Annotated in this window: 20 protein-coding genes; 9 read left to right on the top strand and 11 right to left on the bottom strand. The window is 57.4% G+C overall.

Going from position 1 to position 17,741, the window contains the following annotated elements; translation table 11 throughout:
* The first annotated feature begins 2 nt into the window (after positions 1–2).
* From AC2FFB_RS03320 to AC2FFB_RS03350, 7 genes are all read left to right on the top strand, one after another.
* Positions 3–455: a paraquat-inducible protein A gene (locus AC2FFB_RS03320; protein ID WP_496874498.1), complete on the top strand. Its 453-nt coding sequence runs from the start codon at positions 3–5 to the stop codon at positions 453–455.
* A gap of 148 nt (positions 456–603) precedes the next feature.
* Complete coding sequence (locus AC2FFB_RS03325) at positions 604–1,383, top strand: DNA repair protein (RefSeq protein ID WP_142633486.1); 780 nt, start codon at positions 604–606, stop codon at positions 1,381–1,383.
* Positions 1,384–1,504: 121 nt separating this feature from the next.
* Positions 1,505–2,866 carry a DNA repair protein RadA gene (radA, locus tag AC2FFB_RS03330; RefSeq protein WP_496706041.1) on the top strand — a complete coding sequence of 454 codons (1,362 nt, stop codon included), beginning with the start codon at positions 1,505–1,507 and terminating at the stop codon, positions 2,864–2,866.
* A gap of 41 nt (positions 2,867–2,907) precedes the next feature.
* Complete coding sequence (locus AC2FFB_RS03335) at positions 2,908–3,513, top strand: CvpA family protein (RefSeq protein ID WP_496688281.1); 606 nt, start codon at positions 2,908–2,910, stop codon at positions 3,511–3,513.
* A 616-nt stretch (positions 3,514–4,129) separates the two neighbouring features.
* Entirely contained in the window at positions 4,130–5,653 is a 1,524-nt protein-coding gene (purF, locus tag AC2FFB_RS03340) for an amidophosphoribosyltransferase (protein WP_281994533.1), read from the top strand.
* 252 nt (positions 5,654–5,905) lie between these two features.
* Positions 5,906–6,154: a hypothetical protein gene (locus AC2FFB_RS03345; protein WP_496688283.1), complete on the top strand. Its 249-nt coding sequence runs from the start codon at positions 5,906–5,908 to the stop codon at positions 6,152–6,154.
* A 42-nt stretch (positions 6,155–6,196) separates the two neighbouring features.
* Positions 6,197–6,841 (top strand): SDR family NAD(P)-dependent oxidoreductase, encoded by a 645-nt coding sequence (locus tag AC2FFB_RS03350; protein WP_496688285.1) that lies wholly within the window; start codon positions 6,197–6,199, stop codon positions 6,839–6,841.
* A gap of 60 nt (positions 6,842–6,901) precedes the next feature.
* Here the strand turns inward: AC2FFB_RS03350 and AC2FFB_RS03355 are convergent, their stop codons facing one another.
* The 4 genes from AC2FFB_RS03355 to AC2FFB_RS03370 form a co-directional block, all read right to left on the bottom strand.
* A complete protein-coding gene (locus tag AC2FFB_RS03355; protein ID WP_496693451.1) occupies positions 6,902–7,744 on the bottom strand; it encodes an ATP-binding protein in 843 nt (280 codons plus the stop codon).
* Between the two features lie 117 nt (positions 7,745–7,861).
* On the bottom strand, positions 7,862–8,779 hold the full coding sequence (gene tatC, locus AC2FFB_RS03360) for a twin-arginine translocase subunit TatC (protein ID WP_142633471.1): 918 nt from the start codon (positions 8,777–8,779) through the stop codon (positions 7,862–7,864).
* Entirely contained in the window at positions 8,776–9,234 is a 459-nt protein-coding gene (gene tatB, locus AC2FFB_RS03365) for a Sec-independent protein translocase protein TatB (RefSeq protein ID WP_281994530.1), read from the bottom strand. The genes tatC and tatB overlap by 4 nt, the downstream gene beginning before the upstream one ends.
* A gap of 6 nt (positions 9,235–9,240) precedes the next feature.
* Positions 9,241–9,456: a twin-arginine translocase TatA/TatE family subunit gene (locus tag AC2FFB_RS03370; RefSeq protein WP_142633467.1), complete on the bottom strand. Its 216-nt coding sequence runs from the start codon at positions 9,454–9,456 to the stop codon at positions 9,241–9,243.
* A gap of 219 nt (positions 9,457–9,675) precedes the next feature.
* Between AC2FFB_RS03370 and AC2FFB_RS03375 the strand changes: the two genes are divergently transcribed.
* Together AC2FFB_RS03375 and AC2FFB_RS03380 are read left to right on the top strand one after the other, a co-directional pair.
* Positions 9,676–9,981: a hypothetical protein gene (locus tag AC2FFB_RS03375; protein WP_142633465.1), complete on the top strand. Its 306-nt coding sequence runs from the start codon at positions 9,676–9,678 to the stop codon at positions 9,979–9,981.
* A gap of 21 nt (positions 9,982–10,002) precedes the next feature.
* Positions 10,003–10,674, top strand: a complete 672-nt coding sequence (locus tag AC2FFB_RS03380; protein ID WP_281994529.1) for a helix-turn-helix transcriptional regulator — start codon at positions 10,003–10,005, stop codon at positions 10,672–10,674.
* A gap of 63 nt (positions 10,675–10,737) precedes the next feature.
* Here the strand turns inward: AC2FFB_RS03380 and AC2FFB_RS03385 are convergent, their stop codons facing one another.
* The 7 genes from AC2FFB_RS03385 to AC2FFB_RS03415 all read right to left on the bottom strand — a co-directional run bounded on the left by AC2FFB_RS03385 (position 10,738) and on the right by AC2FFB_RS03415 (position 17,701).
* On the bottom strand, positions 10,738–11,889 hold the full coding sequence (locus AC2FFB_RS03385; protein ID WP_496712948.1) for a peptidoglycan DD-metalloendopeptidase family protein: 1,152 nt from the start codon (positions 11,887–11,889) through the stop codon (positions 10,738–10,740).
* A 63-nt stretch (positions 11,890–11,952) separates the two neighbouring features.
* Positions 11,953–12,603, bottom strand: coding sequence for a protein-L-isoaspartate(D-aspartate) O-methyltransferase (locus AC2FFB_RS03390; RefSeq protein ID WP_496712946.1), 651 nt, complete (start codon positions 12,601–12,603; stop codon positions 11,953–11,955).
* The gene (gene surE / locus AC2FFB_RS03395; RefSeq protein WP_496874499.1) at positions 12,600–13,382 is read right to left on the bottom strand and encodes a 5'/3'-nucleotidase SurE; all 783 of its coding nucleotides are present in this window, start codon (positions 13,380–13,382) and stop codon (positions 12,600–12,602) included. The genes AC2FFB_RS03390 and surE overlap by 4 nt, the downstream gene beginning before the upstream one ends.
* A gap of 121 nt (positions 13,383–13,503) precedes the next feature.
* On the bottom strand, positions 13,504–14,589 hold the full coding sequence (locus tag AC2FFB_RS03400) for an ABC transporter ATP-binding protein (protein ID WP_185956606.1): 1,086 nt from the start codon (positions 14,587–14,589) through the stop codon (positions 13,504–13,506).
* Positions 14,590–14,669: 80 nt separating this feature from the next.
* Positions 14,670–15,716 (bottom strand): methyltransferase domain-containing protein, encoded by a 1,047-nt coding sequence (locus AC2FFB_RS03405; protein WP_496693446.1) that lies wholly within the window; start codon positions 15,714–15,716, stop codon positions 14,670–14,672.
* 90 nt (positions 15,717–15,806) lie between these two features.
* Positions 15,807–16,919, bottom strand: a complete 1,113-nt coding sequence (locus AC2FFB_RS03410) for a DNA alkylation repair protein (protein ID WP_496874626.1) — start codon at positions 16,917–16,919, stop codon at positions 15,807–15,809.
* Between the two features lie 2 nt (positions 16,920–16,921).
* Complete coding sequence (locus AC2FFB_RS03415; protein ID WP_496728527.1) at positions 16,922–17,701, bottom strand: SDR family oxidoreductase; 780 nt, start codon at positions 17,699–17,701, stop codon at positions 16,922–16,924.
* Between the last annotated feature and the right edge of the window lie 40 nt (positions 17,702–17,741).

A 17,741-nucleotide genomic window follows, 5' to 3' on the forward strand; every position in this document is an offset into this window, starting at 1 on the left:
ATATGACCCTCCGCCTCGCCACCCTCTCGCTCCTGATCCTCTACCCCATCGCGTGGTTCGCCCCGCTGATGCGTGCAGGGTTCCTGCCCATCTTCGGCCTTTCCGAAATCAGCGTCATCACCGGGCTCCAGTCCCTTTGGAAGTCCGATATCTTCCTCGCGCTGATCGTCACCGTCTTCGCCCTTTTTGCACCCTATCTGAAAACCATCGGCACCGCCCTGATCCAATGGGACCTGCTGGATGCGCGCGTTCAGCCGGCGCTGAATATTCTCGGTAAGCTGGCGATGGCCGACATTTTCCTGATCGCGCTCTATATCACTCTGGCCAAAGGCATCTCTTACGCGACCATCGAAACCGCTTGGGGGCTTTACCTGTTTACGGCCTGTATTCTGGCCTCAATCGCCCTAGGTATTATTACCGAGATGACATCCAGATCACGAAATCATCAGACCTAATTGATTGAAAACACTTATCTGAGTATCATCTTAATATTTCGAGCAGCCAGTTTCTTGTAGTGATCGGTCCGTAGCGGATCAAAAATTATGTTCAACCTTTGTCCGCTTCGGCCCGATATGTATCGGTTTGAGAAGGAGATCGTCGAACATGACCGCACTCCACACGTTAACATTACAGTTTCAAAACGCATTTTTACGACTGACATTTTTTCTGATTTGTTCCGCGGCTTTTCTGGCCGTCGCAACCACTATGCTATCCGCCCTGGGCGTGCTGCCATGGCTTTCCATGCAAGCCGGACTGGCAGGCGGTACCATCATCGACGCCGGGATCTATGTTCAGATTGGCCTGACCGCTCTGATCCTGATGCTGGCCTTCTACCTTCCTGCGAATGCCCGAATGATGGCCCTGGAAAACGCGCACCGTAAATTTGCGCTGAACATGCACGACATCGCCCATGCCTATCAGCTGGCCCATGCGCAGGACCGCAGCGGGGCATTTATCCTGTCGTCCGAATTTGATGCGGTCAAAGAGCGGATGGCCTTCCTGCGCCAACATCCCAACCTGCAATCGCTCGAACCAGAGATTCTGGAGCTGGCCGCGCAAATGAGCCAGATCAGCCAAGAACTGGCCGAAACTTACGGGGATACCCGCATCGCCCGTGCCCGCACATTCCTGCAGCAACGCCAGGAAGAGATCGAACTGTTTCAGCAACGGCTGGAAGAGGCACAAACCATTCAGCACGAGTTGCGCCAGTGGACCCATGATGTTGAAATCGAGGAATCCATCGCTCGTTCTCAGCTAACCCGCCTGCGCGACGAACTTTTCGAACTGTTGCCGGAACTGTCAGCGCAACTGCAGCAGCCCAAGGACGGTGCATCGAAACCGTCGAGCGTCATAGCCATGTCGCCACCTCGCGCCGCCGAATAGGCGCGACGGCGCCCGCTTTGGACAATGGCCCAAACGGGCCTGAGGATATGGCGCACTACCGGCGGAGATGAAGGCCCACGAGGGCTTGAAGAACCGCCATTCCTCGGGCACCAAGGGCGCCATGGCAAAGACAACTTTTTCATGCTCGGCCTGCGGTGCCACTCATTCACGGTGGTCCGGGCGCTGCGACGGCTGCGGTGAATGGAATTCCATCTCGCAAGACGTCCCCCTTTCGGCTGGCCCAGCCAAAAAATCCCTCGGTGGTAAGCGCGGCCAGTCTATCACACTCACGGACCTGTCGACCGAGGAAACGCCCCCTCCCCGCACGCTCTGCGGGGTCGAGGAGTTGGATCGCGTGTTGGGAGGCGGACTCGTCCCCGCCTCGGCCTTGCTGGTAGGTGGGGATCCGGGCATCGGCAAATCCACCCTTTTGCTGCAGGCCGCGGCCCGGTTCTCGCGTGCAGGTGTGAAAACCATTTACGTCTCGGGCGAGGAAGCCAGCGCGCAGGTTAGGATGCGCGCGCGCAGGTTAGGGCTTGAAGATGCGCCCGTGCAACTGGCCGCCGAAACCAACCTGCGTAACATCCTCACCACGTTGGAAGCCGAGAAACCCGGTCTCGCAATCATCGACTCAATTCAAACCATGTGGGCCGACAACGTCGACAGCGCACCGGGTTCAGTGTCACAAGTCCGCGCCGCAGCACATGAATTGACCACGTTTGCGAAACGACACGGAGTTTCAATCATCATGGTTGGCCATGTCACCAAAGATGGCCAGATCGCTGGCCCCCGCGTGGTTGAACACATGGTTGATACCGTTCTTTATTTCGAAGGCGAACGCGGGCATCAGTTCCGCATTCTGCGCGCGGTCAAGAACCGGTTTGGTCCAGCCGATGAGATTGGCGTGTTCGAGATGACAGGCAAGGGTCTGGCACAAGTCACAAACCCGTCGGCCCTATTTCTATCTGAACGCGGCAAGCCCAGCCCCGGATCGGCCGTATTTGCTGGTATCGAAGGGACACGGCCGGTTCTGGTCGAGCTTCAGGCGCTGGTTGCCCCATCCCCCCACTCTCAGCCTCGCCGAACCGTCGTCGGCTGGGACAGCGGACGGCTGGCAATGATCCTTGCCGTGCTCGAAGCCCGTTGCGGCATCCCCTTTGCCGGGCTTGATGTCTATCTCAACGTCGCAGGCGGGCTTAAAATCACCGAGCCAGCCGCGGACCTTGCCGTTGCTGCCGCGCTACTCAGCGCGCGCGAGGACACAGCCCTGCCAACGGACACCGTCGTTTTCGGAGAAATCTCGTTGTCCGGGGCACTTAGACCGGCCCCTCAGACAGAAAACAGGTTGAAAGAAGCCCAAAAACTTGGTTTCACATCCGCCATAGCTCCGGCAGGCGGGAAAACCGGTACTGTGGCAGGTCTGACACTCACCCGGCCCTCTGATTTGGTAGGGTTTGTTGGCGAAACCTTCGGAGCAGGTTAAGGTAACGCCTTGAGGGGCAGAAAAAATTACGGGCGAGGGCCATGGAAGGTTTTACAATAATTGACGGGGTAGTTGCCCTGATCATCGTTATATCGGGTCTGCTGGCCTATTCCCGTGGCCTGTTGCGGGAAATTCTCGCGATCGCGGGATGGGTTGCGGCGGCAGTTTTGGCATTCATTTTCGCACCACAGGCCGTTCCACTGGTCAAAGAAATCCCCGTTGTCGGAGATTTCCTGCGCGACAGTTGTGAATTGTCGGTTATCACCGGGTTCGCTGGCGTGTTTGCCATTGCCCTGATCGTGGTTAGTATATTTACCCCACTGTTCTCATCGCTTGTGCAACGGTCTGCGCTGGGCGGCTTGGATCAGGCACTTGGGTTTTTCTTTGGAATCGCGCGCGGCATCCTTTTGGTGGCGATTGCCTTCTTCGTCTATGACACAGTCATGACGGGCCAATCCTACACAATCGTCGACGAAAGCCGGTCAGCCAAAGTGTTCGAACAATTCAGCGACAAAATCGAAGAGCAAAACCCCGAAGCCGCGCTGGGGTGGGTAACATCCCAATATGAAGAACTGGTAGCCAGCTGTGGTGAAAGCGCCGATCCATCCGACGCACCTGCCGCCCCTGAAACACCTGCAGCGGAATAAAGCAAAAGCCCGGTCAAAGCCGGGCTTTTTCAATTCGACTTAGACAAACCCTTCTCCGGCGCAAACGGTGCATCTGATGTTTTTCAGCCCAAAGCACCCCTCGCAACGGGACATGACGGGCTTGCCAAAAATGTCCCGACTTTTGATCACTTCACCTGCGCCTCCGCAAATCTGACAGGGTGCGCGCCCCATTCCACGGCATCGGTGGCACCGGCGTTTTACCGGTTCTTGCTTTTTCTGACCTTGATTGTTTTGCCACATGTCTGAAATCCGCTTGGCTTGAAGAAACTATTGTTTCGGATTGTTTCCTCTATGACAGCACAAGCTGCGAAACCTGTCACCTTTTGTTCGGCCATTGTGGCAAATTCCACCTGCGTCAAATCGCAAATGTGATCCTTTGATGACACAGCCACCGTAAGGCTTTATGTGAAGTCCGAACTGACATGGAATCGGAGCTGCCGATCTTGCTGTATCTGTTTTCTTTCGCGCCTGCCGCTTACGACCAGGGCGCGTCTGCATCCCAAGATCTATGGGAAGTATCAGGCAAAGACACCGCCATGCTGATGTTCCGAACACCGCCACAACTTAAATCGTCATAGTAATTTGGAGCCCGTACATGTGTGGGATTTTGGGGATCGCAAGCAGAACACATGATGTGTTTGCGGAAATCTATGACGGGCTTCTGATGCTACAGCACCGGGGTCAGGATGCATCGGGTATCGTCACGTATACCGGAGAGTTCTTCCGCGAAAAGAAGGCCAACGGGCTGGTCAAGGACGTGTTTAACGCTCAGGACGCCGATACCCTGCTTGGAAAGGTCGGCATTGGCCATGTGCGCTATCCGACTGCCGGGTCGCTCAGCGCGGCCGAGGCGCAGCCGTTCTTCGTGAATGCCCCGTATGGCATCTACCTGGTTCATAACGGCAATATCACCAACACTGCCGCACAGCGTGAGAAGGTCACCGGAAAATACAGCCGCCACCTGCGCACAACGTCAGATTCGGAAATTCTGCTGAACGTTCTGGCGGACAAGGTTGCTGACGCAATCAAGGTCAATGGCAACGCCGAGCCCATTCGGAATATCTTTGCCGGTGTGAAGATGACGATGGAACGGGTACAGGGCGCCTATTCGGTAATCTGCCTGATTGCAGGTGTCGGAATGCTGGCCTTCCGCGACCCGCACGGAATTCGCCCGCTCTCGGTGGCCATCCGCGAAACCGAAAGCGGTGGCGACGACTTTGCGTTTGCCTCGGAAGATGTGGCCTTTGGCATCAACGGCTTCAACAAGATGCGCGACCTGCGCCCTGGCGAAGCGATTCTGATCGACCTGGACGGCAACATGCACGAATTCCAGGCGGTCGAAGGCAAGCTGACACCCTGTATCTTTGAATATGTCTATCTGGCGCGTCCGGATTCTCTGTTGGACGGCGTCTCTGTCTATAAAACGCAGATGCGTATGGGGCAGACGCTGGCCAAACAGATCCAGGAATCAGGGCTTGAGATTGATCGGATCATCCCGGTCCCAGACAGCGCCCGCCCGGTCGCGCTTGAGGCGGCCAAGATCACCGGCATTCCCTATCGCGAAGGTCTGGTAAAGAACCGCTATGTCGGACGAACGTTCATCATGCCCGGTCAGGCCGAACGTCAGAAATCCGTGCGCCGCAAACTGAATGCGGTTCCGCTGGAGTTTGACGGCCACAATGTTCTGTTGATCGATGATTCCATCGTCCGCGGGAACACGATCAAGAAGATTGTGCAAATGTGCCGCGAGGCTGGAGCCAAGAAGGTCTACATTGCCAGCGCCTCACCGCCGGTGAAATACCCCAATGTCTATGGCATCGACATGCCCACCAAACATGAGCTGATTGCCCATGGCAAAGAGGTCGAGGAAATCCGGCAAGAGCTCGGTGCAGACGCCCTGATCTATCAGCATCTGGACGATCTGATCTGGGCCGCCAAGGAAGGAAATCCAGAAATCGAAGCGTTCGACTGTTCGTGTTTTGACGGAAAATACATCACCGGAAGCGTCAGCAAAGACTATCTGGATACGCTCGAAAGCAGCTCACGCGTTAGTAAGAAACGTGAAGACATGCAGGTGCCCGGCGGATCCTGGAATGCGGCGAAGCTGGCTTCGGGATAAGTTTCCGGCGAATCGGTAGCTCTCTGCCCGGTCCAAGCCGGGCGGTTTCCGACCTGCATCGGTGTAAATTCGCTTAGTTTCCGCGCACAACTTTTTGGCGAATGAAATGCAATCGCAATGGGTTCACCGATTGCCTTTTGAAAGTGACGGAACGGACAATTCACCAGACCTTTTGTTCCCTTGTTGCGTTTGATAGCCCGCCTCCAACCACTCATCAAAAGGGGTTGGGGCCGCGTGCCGCAACCGCACTCTATGTCAAACAAAACCGTCACAAGCGCGGCCACGCAACAGGGCGCGCTTAGCAAAAACTCTGTCACCCTGCTTGGGGTGTTTGGGCCAAAAGCCGATATGCGCGCGCTGATGCGGATGTCTTCTGGCCGGGTCAAAGAGGTCAAGCTGGGCAGCCGTGTGTCTTCAGGTACTATTGTGGCCATTGATGCCGAGGGCATCATGCTGCGACAAAGCGGTCAGACGACGCGCATAGCGATCCCAGGCAGCTAATCCTGTCTTGACGCGCTGCACGCTTGGGTTCAAACCGCAGTCATGACCGATCAGACTAAAATCGCCCTCATCACCGGGGCCTCACGCGGGCTGGGCGCTGCCCTGGCCGAGGCGCTGGCACCAGAGTACCACATCGTCGCTGTCGCCCGTACCACCGGCGGGTTGGAAGAACTGGACGACCGCATCAAAGCAAAGGGCGGTTCAGCCACCCTGGCTCCGATGGATATTGCCGACCCGAATGCGATGGCCACTCTGTGTCGTGGCATCCATGATCGCTGGGGCAAGGTGGACCTGTGGCTGCATACTGCGGTTCACACTTCGGCCCTGACGCCGACCCATTTCATTGACCCCAAGGAATGGACCAAAGCCATTAACACCAACGCAACCGCCACGTCGGTCCTGATCCCCTATGTTGCGCCTTTGCTGGGTGAGGCCGGCCATGCGGTGTTTTTCGATGATCCGAAGGCGGGTGAGAAATTCTATGGCATCTACGGTGCCACCAAGGCGGCGCAGATGGCTCTGGCCCGTAGCTGGGCGCTGGAAACTGAGCGCACCGGGCCGCGTGTGAGCATCGTGGAACCGGCTGCCATGCCAACTGCCGTGCGTGCCCGGTTTCATCCCGGTGAGGATCGGGAGGCATTGACCAGCACCGCAGATGAAGCGGCGCGCATTCTGGCTCTGTTATAGGAATGGCCCATTGGGCCATGCCTCCGGCGGAGGTATTTTTAGCCTGATGAAGCCGGCGGATTACGCGATGTGAACACCGTTTCTTCCGGCCAGATCGACGAAGAATTGCCATGCAACACGGCCCGAGCGCGCACCACGTGTGGCCTGCCATTCGATCGCTTCGGCGCGCAGGGAGTTTGCGTCGACCGAGACGCCGTAAGAAGCACAATAGCGGTCGATCATGGCAAGGTATTCGTCCTGATCGCAAGGATGGAAACCCAGCCATAGCCCGAACCGGTCCGACAGTGAGACCTTCTCTTCTACGGCCTCAGACGGGTTGATGGCGCTGGAACGTTCATTTTCGATCATATCCCGCGGCATCAGGTGGCGGCGGTTTGAGGTGGCGTAGAACACCACATTTTCCGGGCGACCTTCGATGCCACCGTCCAGCACTGCCTTGAGCGATTTGTAGTGCTGATCATCGTGGCTGAAGGACAGGTCATCACAATACAGGATGAACCGATGCGGCGCGGCGCGTAGATGGTTCAGCAGACGCGCGACCGAGCCCATATCCTCGCGCTGCAGCTCAACCAGTTTCAGATCGGGATGTTCGTTCTGCAAGGTGCCGTGGACCGCTTTGACAAGGCTGGATTTGCCCATACCGCGCGCACCCCAGAGCAGTGCATTGTTGGCCTTAAATCCAGCGGCAAAGCGGCGTGTATTGTCCAAAAGTGTATCGCGAGACCGGTTGATACCCACCAAGAGATCCAAATCGACCCGATTGACCTGCTTAACCGGTTCCAGGCGGTCGGGTTCGACATGCCAGACAAAAGCCGGAGCTGCGGCAAAATCGGGCGCGGCCAAAGGCGCCGGGGCCATGCGATCCAGCGCGTCGGCAATACGGTTCAGGGCTTGTGTATCCATTGGGGCCTCCGGTCGTGTTTGGAGGGTCTCAAACCATGTTCCGCCCGGCGCGACAAGAGCGGCGCATGAAAAAGGCGCGCCGGGCTGGGCGCGCCTGTTCATTGCTTGATCGCAGCTTTATTTGCCGTCTTCTTCGTGGATGATATCGGCATCAGCCTCTTCTTCGTCGTCATAGTATCCTTCTGCGCGCAGCTCGGCCTCGCGCTTTCTCTCAACTCGGGCGACAAGGAAGATCGACACCTCATAAAGACCATACACCACGACAAACAGGATGATCTGAGTGATCACGTCTGGCGGTGTCACAAGGGCAGCAAGCACCAGAATACCTACCATGGCGTATTTCCGGACACTGCCCAAACCTTCGGCGCTGACCAGACCGGCCTTGCCCATTAGGGTCAGCAGCACAGGCAGTTGGAAACACAGGCCAAAGGCAAGGATGAATTTCAGCGTGATATCCAGCGATTCATTCACCTTGCCGAAGAACGTGATCTTCACGCCCTCGGTGGTTTCGGGCACAACCACGATCTCTTCTGGAACATCTCCGGTAGTCGCCGACAACAGATTGGCGAAAATCGAACTGACATCCGCAAAGCCCAAAAAGAACTGCATGGCCAGCGGCGTTACCACGAATTGTGCAAATGATGCCCCAAGCAGGAACATGAACGGCGAGGCGACCAGGAATGGCAGGAAAGCGCCCTTCTCAGACCTGTACAGACCGGGCGCCACAAAGCGCCAGAGTTGATAGGAGATCACCGGGAAGGCCAGCGCAAACCCAAACACCATCGAAATTCGGAACAGCGTAAACAGATATTCCTGTGGCGAGGTATATTGCAAAGTCGGAGACGGATCGCCCAGATCGCGCAGCGTTGCCTCGATTGGTTGGACCAGGAATTGCAGGATCGGTTCCGCGACCGTAAAGGCCAGGACAATGCCTATTACAAAGGCAATGACCGCGCGGATCAGCCGGGTGCGCAGTTCCGCCAGATGCTCGATCAATGGGGCCGAGCTGTCTTCGATCTCGTCTGTGTCGGTCATGATTTGCCTTCGGTTTTCAGCGCGGCTTCGGCCTCTTCAGCCTTGGCCATCGCTTCGGCGGCTTCTTTCGCCTTACGCTCAGCCGCAGCACGTGCGGTCGAGGCCTGAATCTTCTTGGCCTGCTCGGCCCGTTCGGCGGCCAGCTTACCGGTCTCGCTATCGGGGTCGAACTTGGTGGGGTCGATACTTTTGGCCAGGTCCTGCGCGGCTTCTTTCACACCATCCATGGCGCTGCCTACAGGGTTAGTGGCCGCGTTGAGACCTTTTTTGATGTCATTTACACCGGCCTGATCCGCCGCCTCGTTCATGGCACTGCTGAATTCGCGCGCCATGCCACGGGCCTTGCCGACAAAACGACCGACATTACGGAACAAAACCGGCAGATCCTTTGGCCCCACAACGATCAGGGCAACGACGCCGATGACCAGAAGCTCGGTCCAGCCCAGATCAAACATACCAGATCAGACCTTGTCTTTGTCGGTCTCGGGCGTGACGTCCTTGGCCAGCTCGGATGCGTCCTGATCCAGTTCCTCTGCGCCTTCTTTGACGCCCTTCTTGAATGACGTAATGCCTTTGCCCACTTCGCCCATCAACGAGCTGATTTTGCCACGGCCGAATAGCACCAGAACCACAACTGCGATCAGCAGAATGCCGGGAAGGCCAATATTGTTGAGCATCTCTCTTCTCCTATAACGTCGGCGCCGTACGCCGGAAATGTGATCTGGGTCCGTGTCTACGCCCGCTGGCCCGCCTGCAAAAGTGAGTTGGTTCAAATCTGCGTTCAAATTTGATCCGATCCGATGTTTTTTACGGCCTCGGATTGATCAACTGACAGGTTTGTGTCAGTTGATAGGGGCTAGGTAGGCGGTATCGAAACCTGGTCAACGGAGATTCACATGACCCATGTTGCAGAAATCGTCACCTTCACCCTCGCCAACGGGACAACCCCGGAAGAGTTCGTAAAACTCAGCCAAGCGTCCGAAGCCTTTGTACGCGCAGCTCCGGGGTTTGCCCATCGTCAACTCAGTCAAGGCGAAGACGGGCGCTGGACTGACTACGTGATCTGGACCGATATGAAGGCCGCACAGGACGCAGCTGCGCAGTTCCCGCAGCAGGGTTTTGCGCCCGCACTGATCGCAGCGATCAACCCCGAAGGCATGCAGATGCGCCACGAGAACGTGCTATGGAACATGACCGCCTGATCGCGGTCAGAACGGCGTGTCATGCGCCGCACTGACCGTCTGTTCGACATCATCCAGATCCTGCGCGACGGCAAACTGCACCGTGCGCAGGACATTGCGGATCGGCTCGAGGTGTCGGTCCGCACGATCTATCGCGACATGGATACGTTGGCCGCCTCGGGCGTTCCGGTCGAAGGTGAGCGCGGCGTGGGTTATATGGTGCGTGAGCAGATCACCCTGCCCCCGCTGAATTTGACCCCGGCCGAACTGGAAGCGCTGAACCTTGGCATGGCAATCGTGGCCGAGGCCGCCGACCCCGACTTGAAAACCGCCGCCGAGTCTTTGGCTGAAAAGATCGACGCCGTGCTGCCGACCCAGGTGATTTCCGAGGCTGACAGCTGGAAATTTGCGGTCTACCCCTTTGCCGATGCCGCACGCGGGCTGGCGCATATGGCCCCGATCCGCGCCGCCATCAAATCACGACAAAAATTACGTCTGAGTTACCGCAGGATCGACGGCGTGTTGACCGAGCGCACCATTCGGCCATTGCATATGGAGTATTGGGGACGAGTCTGGACGCTGACATCCTGGTGTGAACTCCGCAATGGTTTCCGGGTCTTCCGAATTGACCTGATCGAAACCGTCCTGCCTCTGCCCGAGATTTTTGCAGACGAGCCGGGAAAGCGTCTGAGCGATTACGACCCATACGCTTAACCCTGCCGTCATCGGGTTGGGATTATCCCTGCCAGCGGCATGGCCCTGACGGGGCCATTCTTATCATTTCAGATAGGGCTCTGGATCTACAGATTCGAAGCCTTTGCGCACTTCGAAATGGACATAGGCGTTGTCCCCGCTCCGTAGCGAGGCAATCTTCTGCCCTCGTCGCACGCGATCCCCTTTCTTGACCGTGATATCTGCCACATTGGCATAGACGGTCAGCAGATCACTGTTGTGTTTAACAACGATGATCGGAACCTGATCTGCATCAGCAGTGATCGCCGCAACAGTTCCCGCCTCTGCCGCCATTACAGGCGATCCTGCGGCCGCTGCGATGTCGATCCCCTCGTTCTTTCCCTTTTGATAGGTGCGGATAATCGTACCGTTCACAGGAAGCCCAAGCGCCGAATTGCTTTGGTTGGTTGGTGCCTCGGCGGTCACATCAGGCGCCGGAGTGGCCGGGGAAATGGTTTCGTCAGGCAAGGGCTGCGTAGCACTGGGCGGCGTCGGTGTCGGAGACCCCTGACCGGGCTGAGTCACATTCGTTGCAGGCACAGCAGCTTTGCGCGGTGCGGATTGGCTTTTCACCGGGATCAGAAGGAACTGGCCTTCGCGGACGGTAAAATCGGAATCCAATCCATTCCAGTCTGACAGCGCCTCAACGGGAACGTCATAGAGGCGTGAAATTGTAAATGCCGTTTCACCACGTTTCACCTTGTGGCGGATCGGTTCGGGACCGGTTGGTGCCGGTGCCGCCGCAGGTTTTGCGGGTTCAAGCGTTGATGTACGGACCGAGCCATTTGCGGGGACTTCGTCGATTGCAGTACCAGCTATCGTCGCAATATCGACAGAGCTTGCGGAACCGACCGTCTGGGGCAGTGCCACAACTTCGCCCTCGCGCAGGGTATCTGTAGGCATTAGACCATTGAAACGCGCCAGCTCTCCTTCAGGCAAGCCAACCCTTGCGGCCAAGTCTCTGACAGTGTCGCCGCGGCGAGCAATCGCCACTTGATAGGTCGGATATGTGATGACACCCCTGGCATCCGGTGCGGGCCGGTTGGTCGTCGCCGACTGTGCTGCTTCGGCGGTGGAAAAACCGCCTACCTGTCCGCGAAGATCATAGTCCAGCGGCCCTTCGCACCCAGCCAGGATTGCAAGGCTAGCCACTCCTAACGCACAGCGGCGCATTGCTGATTTGGAAACTGCTCTCATTTTATTGTCCTCGACACCTGCCCTTGTTCATCGGGGTTCCGGCGCATTTTGCAGAATATTCCTTTAAGCTCCATCCTTCCCAAGCCCTTCTAACAAGGGCACAAAACGGACAGGCAACAATTCGTCATAGTCCAAACCGGATTCGGTGCGTCGGACCCTGATCAACGTCTGGACCGTATCCGACTGCCCCACCGGCAAGACCATGATACCGCCGATTTTGAGCTGCGCCAAGAGCGGCCCGGGCGGGTCCTCGGCAGCTGCGGTCACGATGATACGATCAAACGGGGCTTGCTCGGGCAAACCAAACGAACCATCCGACAACATTGCCGTCACATTCGTCAGCCCCAAATCACGGAACAACTGGCCGGTTTCGCGCACAAGTCGCTTATGACGCTCGACCGTATATACCCGGCGTGCCAGTTTCGACAGGATCGCGGCCTGATAGCCCGATCCCGTCCCGATCTCGAGCACGGTATCACGCGGACGTACTTCCAGCGCCTGCGTCATCAGCCCAACGACAGACGGTTGGCTGATCGTCTGGCCGCACGTAATCGGCAGCGGCGTATCCTCATAGGCGCGTTCTGCAAACAGGCCTTTGACAAATCTGCCGCGATCTATCTGCTCCATTGCTGCCAGCACGCGTGCATCCGTCACCCCGCGCGAGCGCAGGGCAAACAGGAACTGCATGGTTGTTTCAGGGTCCAGTCCGCTCATTCGATCGACTTTAACGCTTCCAGCGCGTCATGCGCCGTCAGATCCGCACGCATTGGTGTGACCGAGATATAGCCTGCCAGATTGACGGCAGCATCCGTCCCAGGTGCAGTCCGGTTGTGTTGATACCCGCCCTTGATCCACAGAAACCGCCGCCCCGAAGGTGAGCTGTGCGGCTCGACCGAGAAATGTGTGTCACGCCGATAACCCTGAGGGGCAATCCGGGTGCCCAGTACTTCATTCGCAGGCACTGGGGGGAAATTGACGTTGTAAAACAAACGGTAATCGCCTTGTTCTGCCGGCGCCGCGCCCAGTATCTTACGTACCAGTTCAGCACCAAATCGGGTCGCGGATTCGAACGGGTCATCCAGCCCCAAATTGCGCGGACCGAAATATTGAGACAGGGCAATAGCCGGAACCCCCTGCAGGGCCGCCTCCATCGCGCCCCCGACTGTGCCAGAATACAGCGTATTCTCGGCCGAGTTGTTCCCACGATTCACACCAGATAATACCAGGTCGGGTGGCGCGTCCTTCATCACATCGTGCAAACCAGCCAAGACACAATCAGCTGGTGATCCTTCCGCAGCAAAACGGCGTTCTCCCAGCTTGGCAACCATCATCGGGTGCGTGTAGCTGATGCAATGCCCCACGCCGGATTGCTCGAAAGCGGGCGCAACGACCCAGACTTCACCGCCCGGTCCGGCCAGATCGGCAGCAATCGCCTCGAGTGCGATAAGTCCCGGCGCATTGATACCGTCATCATTGGTTAAAAGAATACGCATATGCCCCATCCACCGCAGCGTTTTTTCCTTGATAGACCCAGCCCCGCACTGCGGCAAGCAACCCGCAGGTGCAATCTGAGGCTTTCACGCACCACTTGCGCCTAAACTGCAGTTTTAGACCCTATTTGGGGAATACAAAGCACCGATCGCGGCGAATGGTCAGCCACATGACCCGCCCCGCTTGCGGGACAAACACGTTGGGAACGGTCGCTTTCAAGATTGAATCATCATAGTCCATACGGAATTCAATCAAGCTTTCGTTGCCCAGAAAACGCGCCCGTTCGACCACACCACGCGCGGCTACACCGTCCGTCGGTGTCGGCAGTGGACCTTTGCCATTGCGATCAAAATCCAAACGGACGTGCTGAGGCCGAAATACAATCTCAACATTCGTTCCATCCGGCACACCCGGAGCAAGAAACTGACCAAATGGGGTATCGGCCAAAGCTCCGTTAACTTGCGCGCCTAACACATTTATATCGCTAAAGAATGCAACTGCAGCTTTGTCCGCAGGACGGGTGTAGACGTTGTAAGGCGCACCCTGTTGAACGATTCTGCCACGGCGCATCAGGGCGATCTCATCGGCCATACGCATTGCCTCTTCGGGTTCATGGGTAACCAACAGGACTGCGGCGTCCTCTTCCTTGAGGATCGCCAGAGTTTCGTCCCGAATTCCATCGCGTAACCGGTTATCGAGCCCCGAAAACGGCTCATCCATCAACATGATCCGGGGGCGTGGGGCCAATGCGCGCGCCAGAGCCACCCGCTGTTGCTCACCGCCCGACAAGTGATGTGGAAAGCTGTCTGCGAAACGCATCAGGTCGACTTTGGCCAGCAACTCATCCACGCGTGCGCGTTTTTCATCTTTGCTACCCTTCAGGCCAAAGGCAACATTGTCAGCTACGCTAAGATGTGGGAACAGGGCAAAGTCCTGAAACATCAGGCCAATCTCGCGCCGCTCAGGCGGGACACGGAACACCGTATCGCAGATCAGCTTGCCATCGACATAGATCTGGCCTGTCTCTTGCATCTCGACACCGGCAATCATCCGCAGCGTCGTTGACTTGCCGCACCCTGACGGCCCCAACAGGCATGTCACCTGCCCCGCCTGCACGGTCAGCGAGACGTCATCAACCACCACCCGACCTTCGTACCGGGCGACCAGATTGCGAATTTCCAGACGCGGAGGAGTTGCGTTTACTGTCACCGATGGACCCCGTAGCCTTACCCGATCAAATCAATCGGGCTTGGGCGGGGATAGCAACCCCTCCCTTTGGGTGCAAGGGATCAGCAGCAGCCGCCCGTTTCGGCCTGCTCGGTCGCCTCAAATGGGCTTTCACCACCGCAGCCTTCGAAGATGCCGTAATGGGTTGAGAAATCACCGATGAACTCAAAGTGCCGCGCAAACCGCGTGTCTTTGAGCATCATCCATGTGTTGCCGCACACCGGAAACACCTTATCCGTCGCGATTGCGTGGTGGTCATCCAGCTCAAATATGTGCGCCGCATTGGGCACAGTGCCCTTATAGATCACGGCCTGACCATAATCTTCGCAGGCGGGTTCCAACGCAGGTAACTTGAACAGACGATAGGTGGCTGACAGGAATTTGAGCGGTGCCACGCGGTCCTCAAGAACCGGATTTTCGATGGTCAACGGGCGGTGCGTGACTCGACGCGGGTCGCCGAAACCGGCTTTGCGAGACATCGACAGAAAGTCATTCCAGTACAGCGCACCGGACAGACACTCGCCATACAGAACCTCATCCTCGGCCATTGCCTGCGGTACGCGACGATCCGCATAAACGTCCGAGAAATACATCTCTCCGCCGTCCTTAAGCAGGCGGTGCGCGCCGCGCAGAACGGCCTCCTTATCAGTGGCCAGGTTGATCACGCAGTTCGAAACGATGATATCGAAAGACCCCGCCTTTAAGTCCAGTTCATCCAGCTTTTCGATGTAGCCGTGATGGAATTCCACGTTGCTTTGGGCATACCCAAAGGTTTCGGCGTGATATTCCTGATGCGCGCGGGCTATATCCAACTGCTCGGGCGTCATATCCACGCCGACCACTCGCCCTCTCTCGCCCACCATGGCAGACAGGGCGTATACATCCCGACCGGCACCACAGCCCAGATCAAGGATCCTCATCCCTTCCAGATCCAGCGGCGCGATCAGCCCGCAGCCGTAATAGCGGGTCAGCACGTCATCATGGACCTTGGCGAGGATCTTTTTCAGATGATCCGGCATATCGTCGGGCGTACAACACGCGTTGGTCTGCAGGTCCGCGCTGCTTTGCAGGACCTCGCCATAATAGTTCTGCACCGATTCATGCTTCATCGCTGTCATCCCCTGATCTGACTGATGTTGAGCTAACCCAGCACCGCGCACCGTGCAATCAAAAGCCGAGCAATCTGACGAAAGGTTGAGCTAGCCCAGCAGCTCAAAATCCAGATCCGCGCGCACCCGGCCATTCACCTGAATCTCCAGAAGATGTGCGCCGGGAACAAGCCTGAACGTGGTCGCATCGCCTTTGAGCTTGTGCTTTTTGCTCAAGGTCAGGTTTCCATTCCTTAGCGCGGCCTGTTTCAGCTTGTGAACTTTGGCGGAAGTTTTGCCGCCAGGCCTTTGGAAATGAATGATATAATCGACCAGAACCGGTTGATCCACCTCACCAGCCAATGAAACATCAAACTCAAGCGCGCCGCCAATCTTTGCCTGCCCATTTACCATAACCGAGACCTGTATATCGGCATCAGGGTCATATCCCAGCATCTTCATCGCGCGTGGGTGCCCGGCCTTAACCAGACCGCGCAGGGTATGAGAGGTCATCCACCGCAGCTCGTCCGCGTCTTGACGCTGTGAACGAGACCAGCCCTGCAGGCGGTCCAGTACCAGATCCGGGTCTTTTTTGGAGATGTCGTTCAGATGGTTGGCCACCGACCGCGTCACATAGCGCGTTTGGTCCTGATGCAGCCGATCCAGCAGAGGCAGCGGATCGGTCAATTCCAGCCCCACCGCCTGCCCCCATGGCAAACGCGGGCGGGTTCCTTCGGACACCAGACGCCGCACGTGATAGCTGTCATGTCCGCACCAATCCTCCAGCCGCTCCATGACGTGTTCGGGGTGGCGATTGAGAAATGGGCGAATGGCCCATTCCATCGAAAACCTCTGCGTCAGTTCAGCCAGCACGTCCAGCGCGAGGTCGGGGTGATCAAGGCCGACATTCACGACCCAATCCCCCAACGGCGCAAAGATGAAATCGCCAAAATCGTCGTCGGTCTTGTTCGGATCCAGCGGCGGCGGCAAGGCCCGTAAAAGGGTCGGAGCGACAGTTGGCAGCTCACCCGGAACCTGTTGCTGCAGGCATTCGGCGATCCACGCCATCCGCTCTTTCAACTCAAGCTCGAGAAGGCGTGACATCACCTGCGTTTGAAACGCCTGTGCATCGAACCCTGGATCAGCCTCGGCAAAAAGCCTCGCCAGATAGCCGGTCTTTTCTGCATTAAACAACTGATCCTTCAGTGAAAACCCTTGCGCCATGGTCACATCGTCAGATTGGTCGCGCCACCATCCAACAGGATGTTCTGGCCGACGATAAAGCCCGCATGCTGCGAACACAGAAACGCGCAGGTTGCCCCGAACTCCTGCCGCGAGCCATAGCGGCGCGTGGGGATGGTTGCCTCACGCTGCGCGCGTGCCTCGTCAACGGAAATGCCTTGCTGCGCAGCCACACCACCGTCCAGAGAATCCGCTCGATCCGTCGCATGTATCCCCGGCAACAGGTTATTGATTGTCACACCATGCGGTGCGACCTGCCTGGACGTTCCGGCCACATATCCGGTTAGCCCGGTCCGTGCCGCATTAGACAGGCCAAGAACGGCAATCGGCGCACGTACGGATTGCGAGGTGATGTTCACCACCCGGCCCCAGCCCTTATCCATCATGCCGGGCAACAGGGCCTTCATGAAGGCAATCGGGGTCAGCATGTTGGCATCCAACGCCTTGATGAAGTCGTCACGCTGCCAATCCGACCACAGACCCGGAGGCGGACCACCGGCATTTGTCACAAGAATATCAACGGCCTGCGCGGCAGCAATCACTTGTGCCTGCCCCTCCTCTGAGGTCACATCACACGCAACACTCTGCACATCGACACCAAATTCCGAGCGCAAACGCGCGGCTTCAGCCTCTAACGCGTCGGCCCCTCGCGCGTTCATCACCAGATTCACACCAGCCGCCGCCAGAGCCTCGGCGCAGCCCAGACCCAACCCTTTGCTGCTGGCACAAACCAGCGCGCGCTTTCCTCGAATTCCCAGATCCATCTGTTCCTCCCCATCTGTGATTATCCGCATGTCTAGCACC

Source organism: Ruegeria sp. YTSA219 (genome assembly GCF_059609985.1).